This window comes from Shinella sp. OV683 (assembly GCF_057787725.1).
Window position 1 is genome coordinate 1656925 of record NZ_CM173543.1, and the last position, 14418, is coordinate 1671342.

14 protein-coding genes are annotated in these 14418 nt (G+C 60.8%); 2 read left to right on the forward strand and 12 right to left on the reverse strand.

Translation table 11 applies throughout. The annotated features are described in order from the left end of the window. Window positions 1-24: 24 nt before the first annotated feature. The 11 genes from ACXHRN_RS07925 to ACXHRN_RS07975 all read right to left on the reverse strand — a co-directional run bounded on the left by ACXHRN_RS07925 (window position 25) and on the right by ACXHRN_RS07975 (window position 11017). On the reverse strand, window positions 25-858 hold the full coding sequence (locus ACXHRN_RS07925) for a carbohydrate ABC transporter permease (RefSeq protein WP_488640776.1): 834 nt from the start codon (window positions 856-858) through the stop codon (window positions 25-27). Then, window positions 855-1700 (reverse strand): carbohydrate ABC transporter permease, encoded by an 846-nt coding sequence (locus ACXHRN_RS07930; RefSeq protein ID WP_488640777.1) that lies wholly within the window; start codon window positions 1698-1700, stop codon window positions 855-857. The genes ACXHRN_RS07925 and ACXHRN_RS07930 overlap by 4 nt, the downstream gene beginning before the upstream one ends. Window positions 1701-1755: 55 nt before the next feature. Beyond that, complete coding sequence (locus tag ACXHRN_RS07935; protein WP_488640778.1) at window positions 1756-3075, reverse strand: ABC transporter substrate-binding protein; 1320 nt, start codon at window positions 3073-3075, stop codon at window positions 1756-1758. 23 nt (window positions 3076-3098) lie between these two features. Further along, on the reverse strand, window positions 3099-4115 hold the full coding sequence (locus tag ACXHRN_RS07940; RefSeq protein ID WP_488640779.1) for a LacI family DNA-binding transcriptional regulator: 1017 nt from the start codon (window positions 4113-4115) through the stop codon (window positions 3099-3101). 152 nt (window positions 4116-4267) lie between these two features. Continuing rightward, window positions 4268-5089, reverse strand: coding sequence for a 3-methyl-2-oxobutanoate hydroxymethyltransferase (locus tag ACXHRN_RS07945; RefSeq protein WP_488640780.1), 822 nt, complete (start codon window positions 5087-5089; stop codon window positions 4268-4270). Between the two features lie 5 nt (window positions 5090-5094). Continuing rightward, window positions 5095-5565 carry a D-ribose pyranase gene (rbsD, locus tag ACXHRN_RS07950; RefSeq protein ID WP_488640781.1) on the reverse strand — a complete coding sequence of 157 codons (471 nt, stop codon included), beginning with the start codon at window positions 5563-5565 and terminating at the stop codon, window positions 5095-5097. Then, window positions 5547-6497 carry a ribokinase gene (locus ACXHRN_RS07955; RefSeq protein WP_488640782.1) on the reverse strand — a complete coding sequence of 317 codons (951 nt, stop codon included), beginning with the start codon at window positions 6495-6497 and terminating at the stop codon, window positions 5547-5549. The genes rbsD and ACXHRN_RS07955 overlap by 19 nt, the downstream gene beginning before the upstream one ends. Window positions 6498-6508: 11 nt before the next feature. Next, complete coding sequence (locus tag ACXHRN_RS07960; protein WP_488640783.1) at window positions 6509-8014, reverse strand: sugar ABC transporter ATP-binding protein; 1506 nt, start codon at window positions 8012-8014, stop codon at window positions 6509-6511. A gap of 62 nt (window positions 8015-8076) precedes the next feature. Beyond that, on the reverse strand, window positions 8077-9048 hold the full coding sequence (locus tag ACXHRN_RS07965) for a sugar ABC transporter substrate-binding protein (protein ID WP_488640784.1): 972 nt from the start codon (window positions 9046-9048) through the stop codon (window positions 8077-8079). A gap of 34 nt (window positions 9049-9082) precedes the next feature. Continuing rightward, complete coding sequence (locus tag ACXHRN_RS07970; protein WP_488640785.1) at window positions 9083-10105, reverse strand: ABC transporter permease; 1023 nt, start codon at window positions 10103-10105, stop codon at window positions 9083-9085. 135 nt (window positions 10106-10240) lie between these two features. Then, window positions 10241-11017, reverse strand: coding sequence for a phytanoyl-CoA dioxygenase family protein (locus tag ACXHRN_RS07975; protein WP_488640786.1), 777 nt, complete (start codon window positions 11015-11017; stop codon window positions 10241-10243). A gap of 177 nt (window positions 11018-11194) precedes the next feature. On the opposite strand from ACXHRN_RS07975, the gene ACXHRN_RS07980 reads away from it, so the two are divergent. Both ACXHRN_RS07980 and ACXHRN_RS07985 read left to right on the forward strand, forming a co-directional pair. Continuing rightward, on the forward strand, window positions 11195-12118 hold the full coding sequence (locus ACXHRN_RS07980; protein ID WP_488640787.1) for a helix-turn-helix domain-containing protein: 924 nt from the start codon (window positions 11195-11197) through the stop codon (window positions 12116-12118). Further along, window positions 12115-12732 carry a hypothetical protein gene (locus ACXHRN_RS07985; protein WP_488640788.1) on the forward strand — a complete coding sequence of 206 codons (618 nt, stop codon included), beginning with the start codon at window positions 12115-12117 and terminating at the stop codon, window positions 12730-12732. Before ACXHRN_RS07980 ends, ACXHRN_RS07985 begins: the two co-directional genes overlap by 4 nt. Window positions 12733-12788: 56 nt before the next feature. Here the strand turns inward: ACXHRN_RS07985 and ACXHRN_RS07990 are convergent, their stop codons facing one another. After that, window positions 12789-14411, reverse strand: a complete 1623-nt coding sequence (locus ACXHRN_RS07990) for an ABC-F family ATP-binding cassette domain-containing protein (protein WP_488640789.1) — start codon at window positions 14409-14411, stop codon at window positions 12789-12791. Window positions 14412-14418: the final 7 nt, after the last annotated feature.

A 14418-nucleotide genomic window follows, 5' to 3' on the forward strand; every position in this document is an offset into this window, starting at 1 on the left:
CTCCAGAGATGAATTCGGTTTGGCTCAGCCCTTGACCGAGCCGCCTGCCATGCCTTCGATGAAGCGCTTCTGCATGAAGACGAAGAGCGCAACCACGGGCACGACGATGATGAGTGCTGCGGCCATGATCTCACCCCAGTCGGAGCTGTACTGGCCGGAAAGCAGATAGAAGCCGATGACGGCGGTGACGTTGTCCTGCTTCTGCAGGAATGTCGTGGCGATCAGGAATTCGTTCCACGAATTCAGCCCGATGATCAGCGCCACGGTCAGGATGCCGGGCGAGACGATCGGCAACATCACCTTGGAAAACACCTGCCAGGAGGTGGCGCCATCGACGATGGCGGCTTCCTCGAGTTCCTTGGGAACAGCGATGAAATAGGTCCTGAGCAGCATGACTGCGAACGGGCTGAAAATTGCCGTGTAGATCAGTGCCACGCCGAAGATGTTGTTGATCATACCGAGCTTGGCGAAGCCGAAATAAAGCGGAAAGATGTAAAGCTGGATCGGTGCGGTCGTGGTCGCGAGCAGGTAAAAGGTGAGGATTTTCCAAGATTTGATCTTCTTGCGGGCCAGCACGTAGGCGGTCAGCGACGACGTGCTGCAGACCAGCAGGATGGTCGTGCCGCTGACGATCAGCGAGTTGATGAAGGTTCGGGAGAACCGGGCATGCTTCCATGCATTTGAAAAGTTCTCCCAGCGGATCGTCTCGGGCAGTGCCAAGGGGTTCTGCACGATCTGTGCGGCCGGCTTGAGGGAATTGAGCACCAGCAAAGCAATCGGAAACAGCGCGATGAACGCGAAAATGCCGAGTGCGACGTAGGAAACGACCAGTGTAGAGCGACTTTCGACCAGCCTCATTGCTCGCCCTCCCGTGTCTGGATGCGCACATAGAAGAATGTGCCAACGAGTCCGAAGAGGCTGATGACCATGGCCGCTGCGGCTGCCTGGCCGACATTGAGGTCATAGAAGGCCTTGCGATAGGCCAGGGTGGAGAGCAACTCGCTCGAGAAGGCCGGTCCGCCTTGCGTCAGGATGTAGACGAAGTCGAAGGCCAGGAACGACCAGATGACTGTCATGATCATCAGCAGCGTGATCGTCGGGCGGATGCCGGGCAGCAGCACATAGCGCATCATCTGAAGATAGGTGGCACCTTCGATACGGGCGGCTTCGATCTGTTCCTGCGGAACCTGGCGAAGGGCTGCGAAGAAAATGACGCAGAGAAAGCCCCACCAATGCCAGAGATCGACCGTGGCAACGCCGAACAGTGACATCGACGTCTGGGTGAGGGGGTTGGGAATGGCTAGGCCGTATTTCTTGAGGATGCCAAAGATGCCGGTCACCGGGCTGTAGATCATCCCCTGCCAGACGCGTGCCGTGATTGCCGTGGCAATGACCACGGGCAGGAAATAGACGATCTGGAAGAAATTACTGCTGCGCCGGACAATCAGCAGCATCGATGCAGCCAGCAGCCCCATCGCGATCGGCACGATAAGGAAGACGATCGTCCAGATGATATTGTTGCCGAGTGCCGACCAGAACACGCTGTCTGCAGCCAGCGCCCGGAAATTATCCAGGCCTGCAAAAGTCGGTGTCGAGATGCCGTCCCAGTTACAGAAGGCCAGTACGACCGTCAGTAGCGCCGGTATCAGCACGATGACGAAGTTGATGATCATCGTCGGAACGATGAAGAGCCGGTGCATGAAAAATCCTCCAAGGAGAGGTGGTGCGCCGCACCACCTCTTTTAGGGCGAGATGTTAGGCGCGGGGCGGGATGGCCGGAGCTTTGCCCGCATCCTTTTCGGCCTTGAAGCTCTCGTCGAGCTTTTTCAGGAAGTCAGCCGAGCTGATCTTCTTGAGCCAGACTTCCTCCATGCCGCTGACGAGATAGGTATCAGTGGCCGGCGGCAGGAAAGTCCAGGTCGTGTAGCCGTACTTGCCGGCGCCAACAGCCTCGGAGAGGTTCTTCATCGTCTCGGTATAGAGCGGCAAGACCTTGTCGGAGAGCTTGACCTTCGAGAGGTCGGCCAGCGGCAGGTTCCATTCTCCCTGCCAGACCGAATTGATCGTGCCGTAGAAATCGTCCTGGAACATGTAGTCGAGCACGGCTGCCGCTCCGTCCGGATTTTCCGACTTGGCGTTGACCGAAAGCGTCGAACCGATGCCGAGCGCGAATATCGGGTCGCCCGAGGAGCTCGGAAAGCCGACGAAACCCGGTTCGGCATTGTTCTGCGGGAAATAGGTCTGCACGGCGGTGAAGTTCCACGTGCCGGTCGGGGCCATGCCCGCCTGGCCGGTCGCGATCTGCGCAAAAGCCTGCTCCAGCGTCAGCGAGAAATAGTTTTCGCCGAAATAGCCCTTGTCCCACCACTCTGCCAGCTTGTCGATCGCTGCAACGAACGCGGGATCGGTCCAGGGGATGGCACCGGTCAGAGCCTTGTAGACATTTTCCGGTCCTGCCACGGAATTGAGGATGATCGAGACATAATGCTCGTTGGCCGGACGCCAATCGGCATTGCCGGCGCCGAAAGGAACGAGGCCCTTGGCCTTCATTTCGTCGGCCAGTGCTTCCAACTCGGCAATCGTCGTCGGTGCCTTCCAGTTGTTGGTGGCAAACAGCGTCTTGTTGTAGAACAGGCCGAGCGTTTCATAGGTCTTGGCGAGGGCATAAAGCTTGCCGTCGTACTTGCCGAGATCCTGGAATAGCGGCAGCAGGCGTTCGTTCCAGCCGTATTTCTTGGCGTAATCATCGAGCGGCAGCAACTGCCCGGCCTGCGCCATGGCTGCGACGTAGCTCGGGCCGGCGGTGAAGACGACATCCGGGCCGGTGCCGGACAGCATGGCGACGCGCAACTGCTTGTCGAGATCGGAGCCGCGGAAATCGATGCTTAGCAGATCCTCGGGATGGGCCGCATTGAATGGAGCCACCAGCAGGTTGGCGAGATTTTCCTGGTTCTCCGGCGATGCGGATTCATACCAGAATGCGACCGGCTTCTGGTCGGCTGCAAATGCGAAGCGCGAGAGAAGCGGCAGGCCAGCCAGACCAAGTCCAGCCTTCAGGATAGTACGACGTTGCATGGTTTCCTCCTCCAGGATTTGCCTCAGGTGGCTCGTGTCGAGCCCCGTTGGATTAGGTTGAAAGGCATTTCGAGCGCGGTACCCGCGCCAGTCTTGGTGCCGCGCAGCCGCTCCATCAGCGTTTGCGCGGCGCGCTCTCCCATTTGCCGCTGAAACTGCGCGACCGTGGTCAACGGCGGCGTCACCAGCTTGGCGGCGGAAATGTCGTCGAAGCCGACGACGGCGATGTCGCGGGGGATATCGATGTCGCGCTCGCGCAGCGCCTGCATGACGCCGATGGCCATGAGATCGTTGGCGGCGAAGATCGCTGTCGGACGAAAGGAACTGGCGAGTATGGCTTCCGCCGCCCGTGTGCCGCCGATCTCGTTGAACTCCTCGTCGATGACGACGTGCTCCGGGTAACCGGCCTCTGCGAGCGCTGCGCGATATCCCTTGATGCGGTTGCCCTGGGGACCGCCTTTGCCTGCCACCATGGCGATGCGGGAATGGCCTTGGGCGATGAGGTATTCGGTCACCGCCAGAGCAGCCGCGTGGCTGTCGACAAAGATATCGTCAATCGCGATATCGCCACCTTGCTTCTTGGACGATTCAATGCGGACCACCGGCACGCCAGCCTCGACCAGCGAACTGAAATCGGTGGCGCGCAGGGTGAAAAACACGCCGATGACGCCATCGACGCGGCCCTGGCGGGCCCAATCGAGAAAATGCCTCTCACGCTCGGGAGAGCCATCGGTATTGACCGCGATGACATCGTAACTCAAGCCATCGGTGACCGACTGGATGCCCCGGATCAACGACGGATAGAACGGGTTGGTGATATCGGGGACGATGCAGGCGATGGTCATGGACCGACTGGTCTTCAACGCCTGTGCGAACCGGTTCGGCACATAGCCGAGATCCTTGGCCGCCTTGGTGATGCGAGCCCAGGTTTCAGCCGGGATCGAGGGGGCGCTGCCGCCGCTCAAGACCATCGACACGGTGGCCTGTGAGACCCCCGCAGCCTTGGCTACATCCTTCTGTGTTGCTCGTGCGCCTACCAAAGCAGCCTCTACTGATACGTATTAGTGATACGTATCAGTAGAGGCCGACTTCTGAAGAGTCAAGGCGCAGATTGAGATACCTGCGTCGCCAATTTGGGGACAATTTCTGGAAAACGCTTGCGGCAGGGATAGATTGGCTCAGTGGCCGCGATTCAGTCGCCAAGCTTGTTGAGGAATTCCTCAAGCTCGTTGTCAGCGATGCCGGCCGTTTCCGATTTTCGGGGGAAATCGCCCGAGCTGACGGCAGCGCGGAAGCCGGTGAGGGCGCGGACCCGCTCCTTGCGAACGGCGTCGTGGAGGCTGGCGAGGTCGCCCCACGCGCGTGCATGGCGCGGCAGCCTGGATGCTTCGCCGCAGATGTCTGATGTAAACAGGAACATCACATCGGCGTCCGACCCCGACCCCAGAGAGACGGTGACCAAGCCGGTGCGCTGGTTGATCGCCGCCATGACCGGCGCCGCTACGACCTCGCATTCGACGGCGAACGCGCCGCTGTCCTCGAGCCGGCGAAAGCTGTCCCAGAGCGCCAGTGCCTCGGCGGATGTCTTGCCCACAGCGCGCACGGAGCCCACCCAGGTCGATTTGCGCGGCACAAGGCCGAGATGGCCCATCACCGGAATCTGCTCGTCGGCGAGCATCCGCACTGTCTTGTGTCCACGGCCGGTGATCACGGCATCGGCGCCTGAAGTGATCGCGCCGAATGCCGTCTTCAGGATTTCGTCTGAAGTGATCGCGTCGGCAAAGCCCAGGGCGGCGGTGACGAACACTGCTTTCGAGCCTTCCCGGACGCGGGGCACATTGGCCGCGCGGCACACCACCATCTCGATACCGGCAGCCTCGGCGGCAGCTGCTTCATCGGCCGTTTCAGCCGTGACCTGCGTCGCGTGCCGGCCGCTGCCCTTGAGCGTACGCAACCCGGCGACTGTCTGGCTGCGATCGACCTCGCGGCCGCCGAAATCGAAAATGCGCGGCATTGGCGTTACATCTTGTTCGCGTAATAATCGGGAGCGACCACGCCGGGCTTGCTGAACCACTTGGGAACATCGACGCCTGAATAGAGCAGGATGTTGCCCCAGGGATCGAATGCGCCTGTGCGGACGATGACCTTGGCCTTGGCGGCCATCTCGCCGAGGATGGTTGCGTGCGGTATCGGCGCGAATTCGGCGCCCGCGAAAATCCTTTCGACCTTGGCTAAGAGCGGCGCGTTGTGCGCATTCAGCTCTGAGGCGTAGGAAACCTTCTCGGCAATCAGGTTCTCCGAGATCGGCACCAGAACGGTTTCGAGATCCGGCACGTCGGGCGTGATCGCGAGATCGATGCGCCAGGCGCTCGACGGAATGGGGAAGCCTGCATCACAGATGATCATCAATTCGCCATGGCCCATCGTGGCGATGGCATGTGCAAGTTCGGCATTGAGGAGGCGGTTGCGGTTCACTTTGCGTCCTTCCATAGTGTTTTTCTGGTTTCATCAAACAGGGCGTCGGCATCGGCACGTTGCGGCAGGCCGGGAATGACACCGAGCTTTGTGCAAGCGAGACCGCCGCAAATGACACCGAAACGAACGGCGTCGACGATGTCTCGACCTTCGGCGAGTGCGACGGCAAAGCCGGAGTTGAAAGCATCGCCAGCGCCGGTCGTGTCGACCACGTCGACAGCAATCGCCGGCACCATGACGTCGAGTTCGTCGGTCAGGATCAGCGCGCCCGTGCGGCCCAGAGTGACGACAACGTTGCGGACGCCGCGGCGGCGGAGTTCGCCGGCGAGTTCGCGCGAGGAACGCGAATCATCGGCGGGCAGGCCGAGCAGGATGCGCAACTCGCTTTCATTCGGCGTGAGGTAATCGACGTGGCTGAAGATGGAGTCGGGTAGGGCACGGGCCGGGGCGGGATTGAGGATCGTCTTGGCGCCATGCTTGCGGCCGAGTTCCATTGCGCGTGCCGCCGCCGGGATCGGGATTTCGAGCACGGTCATGACAACGTCGCTGGCCTTGATGCGCTGCTCGCCGCCATCGACGGTCGAGGCATCCATCAGCTCGTTGGCACCCATGTCGAGGATGATGAAATTCTCGCCCTTGTCGTTGAGGATGATGAAGCCGACGCCTGTGGCGCGCTCGGTACGCGCCTGCAGCAATGATGCGTCGACGCCCTCGGCCGCATAGAGATCGGTGGCGATGCTGGCCAGCTTGTCTATGCCGATGACCGCCAGAAGGGCGGAGTTGGCGCCGAGGCGCGCGGTTGCCACGGCTTGGTTGGAGCCCTTGCCGCCCGGTCCCATGTCGAAATCGGTGCCGAGCATGGTTTCGCCGAAGATCGGCAGCTTCGGCGCGCGCATCGTCAATCCGACGGCAAACGAGCCGACGACGGTCACCTGCGGTTTTTTCATCTTGTCTCCATTCATGATGCCATGGCGCGCGCCAGCAGCGCTTCCTCGTTGATCTCGGCGCCGGTCAGATCACCCGAGATCCGCCCGTTGCGCAAGACCAGCACACGCGAGGCATTCATGATCAGCTCGGGGATCTCGGAGGAGATCATCAGCACGGCCACGCCTTCAGTGGCGATGCCGCGCAGGATCGAATAGATCTCTGCCTTGGCGCCGACATCGATGCCGCGGGTCGGTTCGTGCAGGATCAGCACGCGGGGATTGGTAACCAGGCTGCGGCCGAGGATGATCTTCTGCTGGTTGCCGCCAGACAGCGTACCAAGTTTCTGCGACAGATAGGAAATGCGTGCATCGAGGCGGGCCACCTGTGCACGTGCTTCCCTGCGGATCGAGCCGCGACGCAGCATGCCGGCGAAGGAAAACCGTGCCAGCGACGCTGAGACGACATTGTCCGCCACGCTCATGGACAGCAATCCGCTGGCGCCACGCCGGTCCGCGGGAACGAAGGACATGCCGTTGCGAATGGATGCCAGGGGATCGTGAGCACGCAATTCCTTGCCTTCGACCACCACGCTGCCCTCTCGAGCGACAAGACCGAACAGAGCCTCGCCAAGGCCATCCTTGCCGGAATCCGGCAAGCCGCCGATGCCGAGGATTTCGCCGGCCCGAACCTCGAAGCTGATGTCGACAAGACCGGGCGCATTGAGGTTGCTGACCGAAAGCGCGACATCGCCTTCCGGTGCCGGAGCATCAAGTGCCCATGGACGGGTGGCGCCCAGGTCGCGGCCGACCATGGCGCGGATCAACTGGTCCTCGGAAGTGTTGTCATTCTGGATTGTCTCAATAACCCGGCCATCGCGCATCACGGTGATCCGGTCGGCGATGGCGAGCACTTCGCGCAGGTGATGGGACACGTAAATGACGGTCACGCCGTCGGCACGCAACTGCCTGACGATCTCGAACAGTCGTTCGCTCTCGCGTGGCGACAGGGCGGAATTGGGTTCATCCAGCACCAGGACGCGGGCAGCCTGTCGGATGGCGCCAGCGATTTCGACCAGCTGCTTTTCGGCGATCGACAGCCGCGAGACTTTTGTGTCGGGATCGATTGCGCCCATGCCGAGGCGGGTCAGCGCCGCGCGCGCCTGCCGTCGCATCTCCGCACGCGGCACGAGCGAGATCGGCGAGCTTTCGGCGACCGATGACATCATGATGTTCTCGGCGACGCTGAGCGTCGGACAGAGTGCGAGTTCCTGATAAACGACGACGATACCCGCGGCCCGGCTGTCCAGCGCCGAGCGGAAACGTGCAGGCTTGCCGTCGATCCGGATCTCGCCGTCGGTGGGATGCAGATCGCCGGCGAGGATATTCATCAGCGTCGATTTGCCGGCGCCGTTTTCACCGACAACCGCATGGACTTCGCCGGCCAAGAAGCCGAGCGAGACATTGTCGAGCGCAAGAACGCCGGGAAACCTTTTGGTAACGCCGTTGATCTCGACGATATTGGTTGAACTGCTTGTCATGCCTGTCCTGCTCCGGGTTTGCGGCCGCCGGCAGATACCGGCGGCCGGCCAGTGCTTGGGAGCTATTTCATGGCGACTTCGGCGATGTTTTCCTTGGTGTAGATGCCGACGCCCGTGTCGAGGTTGTCGATCGGCTGCCCAGCCAGGAACTTGACGAGCATGTCGACGGCGGCAAAGCCCTGCTTTTCCGGCGCCTGGTCGATGGTTGCCTGGATGTTGCCGTTCGCGACGAGTTCGACTGTCTGGTCGAGAAGGTCGAAACCAACGACCTTGACCTGATCGGTCTTGCTGTTGCGCTCTACCCAGCTGCCGGCTGCGGGTGTTGAACAGCATTCAAGCGACAGCAGACCGGTGATGCTCGGGTCGGCAAGCATTGCATTTTCGATGGCAGCATAGATCTTCTGCGGGTCACTGCCGGTGTTGAGCGTATTGACGATCTCTATGTTGGGGCCTGCGGCCTTCAGGCCTTCGCGAGCGCCTTTTTCTCGGTCGAGCGACCATTGCGCGGCAGCATCGAGTGTGACGATCATCACCTTGCCCTTGCCGTCGAGCACCTTGGCCATCAACTTGCCGGCCTCGACGCCGGACTGGACCAGATCCTGGCCGGCGAATGCAAGGCGCTTGCTGTCCGGATTATCGGTATTGAAGGTGACGACCGGGATGCCGGCGGCCAGGACGCGATCGATCACTGGCGCGAGCGCATCCGTGGAGACTGATGAAACGGCCAATCCGTCCATCGTGCCCATGAGCGTTTCGATTTCGTTGATCTGGCCATCGGCGTCGGAGCCCACGGGTCCGATGAACTTGGCATTGACCTTGTCTTCCTTGGCGCCGCGTTCGACACCGGCTTTCAGGAACGGTGCAAACTCGTTGGAAAGGTCCTGATAGGACACATAGAGATCCAGCGTCTGGCCGGCATCGATCTTGGCCTTGATGCGGTCGGCCAGCTTGAAGTCGGCGAGTTTTTGCTCGGCATGTACGGAAAGCGGCAACAGTGTGATCGCCGCGGCGAGAAGTATGTTCCTTAGTTTCATCCGTTAGTCCTCCCAGTTAACGTTGCTGACTGCCTCAGCTGGCTTTTCGTGATGTCCATTTGTCGATTCCGACCGCGATGACGATGACGAGGCCGATCATGAATTCCTGCATGAAGGGCGAGACGCCGATCAGCACCAGGCCATTGCGCATGACGCCGATGATCAGCACGCCGAGTATGGTTCCGAGGATCGTGCCTTCGCCGCCCGACAGCGATGCGCCGCCGACGATGGTCGCTGCGATGACGTCGAGCTCGAGACCGACGCCCGTGCGGCCGGCCTGGCTGCTCGGCAGGAACGCCAGCCCCAGTATGCCTGCAACTGCGGCCAGCAGACCCATTAGGACGAAGGCCCAGATCTTGACCGCATTGACTGAAATGCCAGACACGCGCGCGGCCTTGGCACTGCCGCCAACCGCGAAGATGCGAAAGCCGAAATTCGTGTAGGACAGGATGAACCAGGCGATGGCGGCGATAATAATGAAGAAAACGAGCTGCATCGGCACTGTGCCGAACAGATAGCCCTGGCCCATCGTGGTGAAGGATTCAAACACATCGGGCAGGGCGCCCTTGCGCACATTGACCGTCACAGGCTGGCCATTTGTTAGTATCAACGCCGCGCCGCGGACCATGCTCAGCATGCCCAGCGTAGCGATCAGCGATGGCAGACGGCCGTAGGTCGACAGCAGGCCGTTGATCAATCCGATCACGACGCCGGTGGCGAGCCCTGCTGCCAGAGCGGGCAAAAGCGCCCACCCGGCGACAATAAGCATTCCCGTCGCCAATCCCGAAAAGGCGTAGGTGGAGCCGACCGACAGGTCGACCTCGCCCGATATCAGCACGAATGTCATGCCAACGGCCATGATGCCGAGCAGCGATATTTGCCGTCCGACATTGAGGAGGTTCAGGGACGTGAGAAAGCCTTGGGTCGCAAACGACAGGAAAATACAGAGCACGAGCAGGGCGATGAACACGCCTGCTTCTCGCGCTCGCAAAAGCCGTGCGAGACTAAGCCGGTCGATGGCTGGCGCGCGCGCGCCGGTCCTGACCGTATCGATCATTGTGTATCCTCCCATCAAGAGCCAGGCGCATATCCTCCATGCGCCATACCTCTTTGCCTCATGCAGACGCCGCATCAAATCGGCGTTTCAGTTCATCGGCGGCCGGATTCCCGGCCTGCCGCCGATGATGTTTCGTCAGGCCGCCTTTTCAGGCAGGTTGCGAAAAGTGCCAGCCGGCACCTTTTTCAGGGCCTCGTAATTTCCGTAGTCGCGCACCCGCTTGAAGGGCGCATTTTCGACTGCGTTGTAGGAGCTGATATAGCCCCAACGATAGGTGTCGGAGCGGTTGGCATCGGAGCGGTGAAGCAGGTTGCCGTCGAAAATCAGCGCGTCGCCGGCTTCCATTTCGACATACATATGCTCGAAGCGTTTCAACGCGGCTTCAAGATGTTCCTGCTCGACATTGGTCTGGTCGTTCTCCCTGACGTGGTTGAGACGGCCGAGCTTATGCGTTCCCTTGAGGATCTGCAGGCAGCCGTTTTCCTTGGTCGCCTTATCGAGCGACACATAGATGCTCATCATTTCCGGCGCGAGGCAGCCATAATTGTACCAGTAGCCGAAGTCCTGATGCCATTCCCAGGCGCCACCTTCATTGGGCTGCTTCATCGTCATCTTGTGGCTGTAGAGATAGATCGGCTTGCCGATCGCATCCTCTGCGAGGTCAACGAGGCGTTCATCGCGGGCGAGATAACCATATTGGTCGTCCTCTGCCTTGTTCCACATCTTCAGCAGGGTGGTCTTGCCCTCCTTGTCGCCCTTTGCCATGACGGCGCCGGCCTTGTTTTCTGCTTCGAGCTGCGCACGGGCGCGGTCACGGAAAATACTGACCTCATCAGGCGTCAGCAAACCCTTGCGAATAATGTAGCCATCGCGGGCATAGGCGGCCGCTTCGGCGTCGGTCATGGTAAGCATCGTCATCTCCAAACGTCAGATCCCGATCGCCATCCTCCCGGCGATCCTCCTCATCAAAGACGAAAGCGCCCGGCGGCCACCTTGATCCATGCGCTTCCTCGTCTTGATGAAAAAGATAGTCGCGTCACAGTCAGGGGGAAATGGACAAACGGCCCGCATTCTTTGTATAATACGCGCATGACAATTAAGCCGTCTTTCCTCGAGAGCCTGCATTATGTTCCCGAGCCCGGCTGGGCGCGGACTGCCTACAGCGTCGTGCGGGCCGGCAAAGTGTCGGCCGGCCCGGATTACCGCATCGTCCGCGACATGCATATCGGCCAGGACATTCTCTATTGCCTCAGCGGCGCCGGCATCGTCGAGACGCTCGGCCATCGGCTGGATATTTCAGCTGGACAGCTGGCCTGGATCGCAAATGAGCATCCTCACGCCCACTATGCCGACCGCAAGGATCCCTGGACATTGCTGTGGTTTCGTCTTGATGGACCCGACACGACGGGCCTGCGCCTAAAGCTGTTCGGCGACGGTCTGCCATTGGTGTCCGTGCCGGAATCGATGTCGCTGCAGGCGTGGTTCGACCGGCTGTTTCTGGTCATGCGTGGTGGTGGCACGGGTGTCGATCTGCGGCTCAACCAGCTTGTCGGAGAATTCTTCGCCGTGATCGACCAGATCAGGCATGGAGATGGACGTAGCGATCTTCCGGAACCGCTCAAGGCAACGCTGCTGGCGATGCGCGCCGACCTGAGCCGGCTGTGGGATAGCGAGGACCTTTCTGCGCTCACCAAACTCAGCGCCTCGCATGTGCGCCGCCTGTTCAAGAAGCACCTTCGCACCAGCCCGCATCAATGGCTTTTGCGCGAGCGGCTCACACGTGCTCAGACGCTGATCGCCGACAGCACGATGCCGCTGGCGGAAATCGCCGAGACCTGCGGTTTTTGCGACGTCTATCATTTCAGCCGCGAGTTCAAGCAATCGATCGGTACGCCTCCGGCTGCGTGGCGGCGCAAGGAGCTTGGCAAGGCGAATTTCTCAAGCGCGACGCGACCGTTGCCAGATTTAGGCTCTGCGGCGCCGAGAAAGAATGACAACGGAGCGAAGCCGTGACGCTGCAAAACCGCGTGACGCCATTTGGCGACATCGTCGCCATACCGCAACGGGGCCTGGTGATGGGCAATCGCGGGATCATTCATGATCCCGAGACCAGGACGCTGCTGAAGCGGCGATGGACGAACAAGGCGTGGATTATCTGCGTCTGTGATTTTCAAGGGCGCCGACGCGAGGTGATGGGCGGGCGGAGCTGGACGGAGCTGTTTTTTCTTGATGAGTCAATCGCGTTGGCTGCGGGTCATCGCCCCTGCTTCTTTTGCCGCCGCGATGCGGCACGTGCCTTTCAGGCGGCCTGGGCAGATGGGCGTGGCGATAAACCGCCGACTGCTGGAGCGATGGACGTCGCGCTGCATGCCGAGCGCATGGAGAATGGGCGCCAGCGCGTCCATCGCCTATCAGGAACAATCTCGGGGTTGCCTGACGGCGCCGTCGTCGTTGCCGCCGATGCCGCCTTTACGATTGCGCAGGGGCTTGCCTTTCGCTGGACGGAAGGTGGCTATCAGCAGGCTCCGGAAATGCGCCATGCAGACGGGCTGCTGACGCCGCCTTCCACGCTCGTGGCTCTGAGAGCCGGATATAGGCCAATCCTGCATCCCAGCATCATTTCTTGAGCCTGAACCGGGATTGGCGGCGCCAGCCTTTTCGCCGTGCCGCCCATTGTCCCTTCTTAGCTCCTGAGGCCAGGCGCTTCCTGCCCGGTGCGCTCGACATATTCCGTATAGCCACCACCATACTGATGGATGCCGTCGGGTGTCAGCTCCAGCACGCGGTTTGATAGCGCCGCGAGAAAATGCCGGTCGTGGCTGACGAATAGCATCGTGCCCTCGTACTCGGAGAGAGCCTTGATCAGCATTTCCTTGGTGTCGAGATCCAGATGGTTGGTCGGCTCGTCGAGGACCAGCAGGTTCGGCGGATCAAACAGCATTTTCGCCATGACCAGCCGGGCCTTCTCGCCGCCTGACAGGACCCGACATTTCTTCTCGATGTCGTCGCCCGAAAAGCCGAAGCAGCCGGCCAATGCCCTCAACGGCGCCTGTCCGGCCTGCGGGAAGGAACTATCCAGCCATTCGAGAACGGTGCTCTCACCGTCGAGCAGATCCATGGCGTGCTGGGCGAAGTAGCCCAGCTTGACGCTGGCGCCCAGAGCGACGCTGCCCTGATCCGGTGTGGTCGAACCCGTCACCAGCTTCAGCAGTGTCGACTTGCCGGCGCCATTGATGCCCATGATGCACCAGCGCTCCCGGCGGCGGACCATGAAATCCAGCCCTTCGTAGATGCTGCGGCTGCCATAGCTCTTGTGGACGTTCTTGATGCTGATGACATCTTCGCCCGAGCGTGGTGCCGGCAGAAAATCGAAGGCGACGGTCTGGCGGCGCTTGGGCGGCTCGACCCGTTCGATCTTGTCGAGCTTCTTGACACGGCTCTGCACCTGGGCGGCATGCGAGGCGCGCGCCTTGAACCGCTCGATGAACTTGATTTCCTTGGCGAGCATCGCCTGCTGGCGCTCGAACTGGGCGAGCTGCTGCTTCTCGTTCTGGGCGCGCTGCTGCTCGTAAAACCCGTAGTCGCCGGCATAGGTCGTCAGGTTGCCACCGTCGATCTCGACGATCTTGTTGATAATGCGGTTCATGAACTCGCGGTCATGCGAGGTCATCAAAAGCGCGCCATCATAGTTCTTGAGGAACTCCTCCAGCCAGATCAGGCTTTCGAGATCGAGATGGTTGCTCGGTTCGTCGAGCAGCATAACGTCGGGGCGCATGAGCAGGATGCGGGCAAGCGCCACGCGCATTTTCCAGCCGCCCGACAGTGCGCCAACATCGCCATCCATCATTTCCTGAGTGAAGCTGAGGCCATCGAGCACTTCTCGCGCGCGGCCGTCGAGGGCGTAGCCGTCAAGCTCCTCGTAGCGAGCCTGGACTTCGCCATAGCGCTCGATGATCGCGTCCATGTTGTCGGCCTGATCGGGATCGGACATGGCAGTTTCGAGTTCGCGAAGTTCGGCGGCGACGATGCTGACGGGGCCGGCGCCATCCATGACTTCGGCGACCGCGCTGCGGCCCGACATTTCGCCGACGTCCTGGTTGAAGTATCCGACCGTCATGCCCTTTTCGACCGACACCTGGCCTTCATCGGGCTGGTCCTCTCCGGTGATCATCCGGAAAAGCGTCGTCTTGCCGGCCCCGTTGGGTCCGACGAGACCGACTTTCTCGCCCTTGTTAAGGGCAGCCGACGCCTCGATGAAGAGGAGCCGATGGCTGTTCTGCTTGCTGATGTTTTCGATACGAATCATGTTTTTG

What these genes read in the sequence shown, in the direction of transcription:
- ACXHRN_RS07925 (WP_488640776.1), bottom strand. Translation starts at nt 858, where the DNA reads ATGAGGCTGGTCGAAAGTCGCTCTACACTGGTCGTTTCCTACGTCGCA.
- ACXHRN_RS07930 (WP_488640777.1), bottom strand. Translation starts at nt 1,700, where the DNA reads ATGCACCGGCTCTTCATCGTTCCGACGATGATCATCAACTTCGTCATC.
- ACXHRN_RS07935 (WP_488640778.1), bottom strand. Translation starts at nt 3,075, where the DNA reads ATGCAACGTCGTACTATCCTGAAGGCTGGACTTGGTCTGGCTGGCCTG.
- ACXHRN_RS07945 (WP_488640780.1), bottom strand. Translation starts at nt 5,089, where the DNA reads ATGCCGCGCATTTTCGATTTCGGCGGCCGCGAGGTCGATCGCAGCCAG.
- rbsD (WP_488640781.1), bottom strand. Translation starts at nt 5,565, where the DNA reads ATGGAAGGACGCAAAGTGAACCGCAACCGCCTCCTCAATGCCGAACTT.
- ACXHRN_RS07955 (WP_488640782.1), bottom strand. Translation starts at nt 6,497, where the DNA reads ATGAAAAAACCGCAGGTGACCGTCGTCGGCTCGTTTGCCGTCGGATTG.
- ACXHRN_RS07960 (WP_488640783.1), bottom strand. Translation starts at nt 8,014, where the DNA reads ATGACAAGCAGTTCAACCAATATCGTCGAGATCAACGGCGTTACCAAA.
- ACXHRN_RS07965 (WP_488640784.1), bottom strand. Translation starts at nt 9,048, where the DNA reads ATGAAACTAAGGAACATACTTCTCGCCGCGGCGATCACACTGTTGCCG.
- ACXHRN_RS07970 (WP_488640785.1), bottom strand. Translation starts at nt 10,105, where the DNA reads ATGATCGATACGGTCAGGACCGGCGCGCGCGCGCCAGCCATCGACCGG.
- ACXHRN_RS07975 (WP_488640786.1), bottom strand. Translation starts at nt 11,017, where the DNA reads ATGCTTACCATGACCGACGCCGAAGCGGCCGCCTATGCCCGCGATGGC.
- ACXHRN_RS07980 (WP_488640787.1), top strand. Translation starts at nt 11,195, where the DNA reads ATGACAATTAAGCCGTCTTTCCTCGAGAGCCTGCATTATGTTCCCGAG.
- ACXHRN_RS07990 (WP_488640789.1), bottom strand. Translation starts at nt 14,411, where the DNA reads ATGATTCGTATCGAAAACATCAGCAAGCAGAACAGCCATCGGCTCCTC.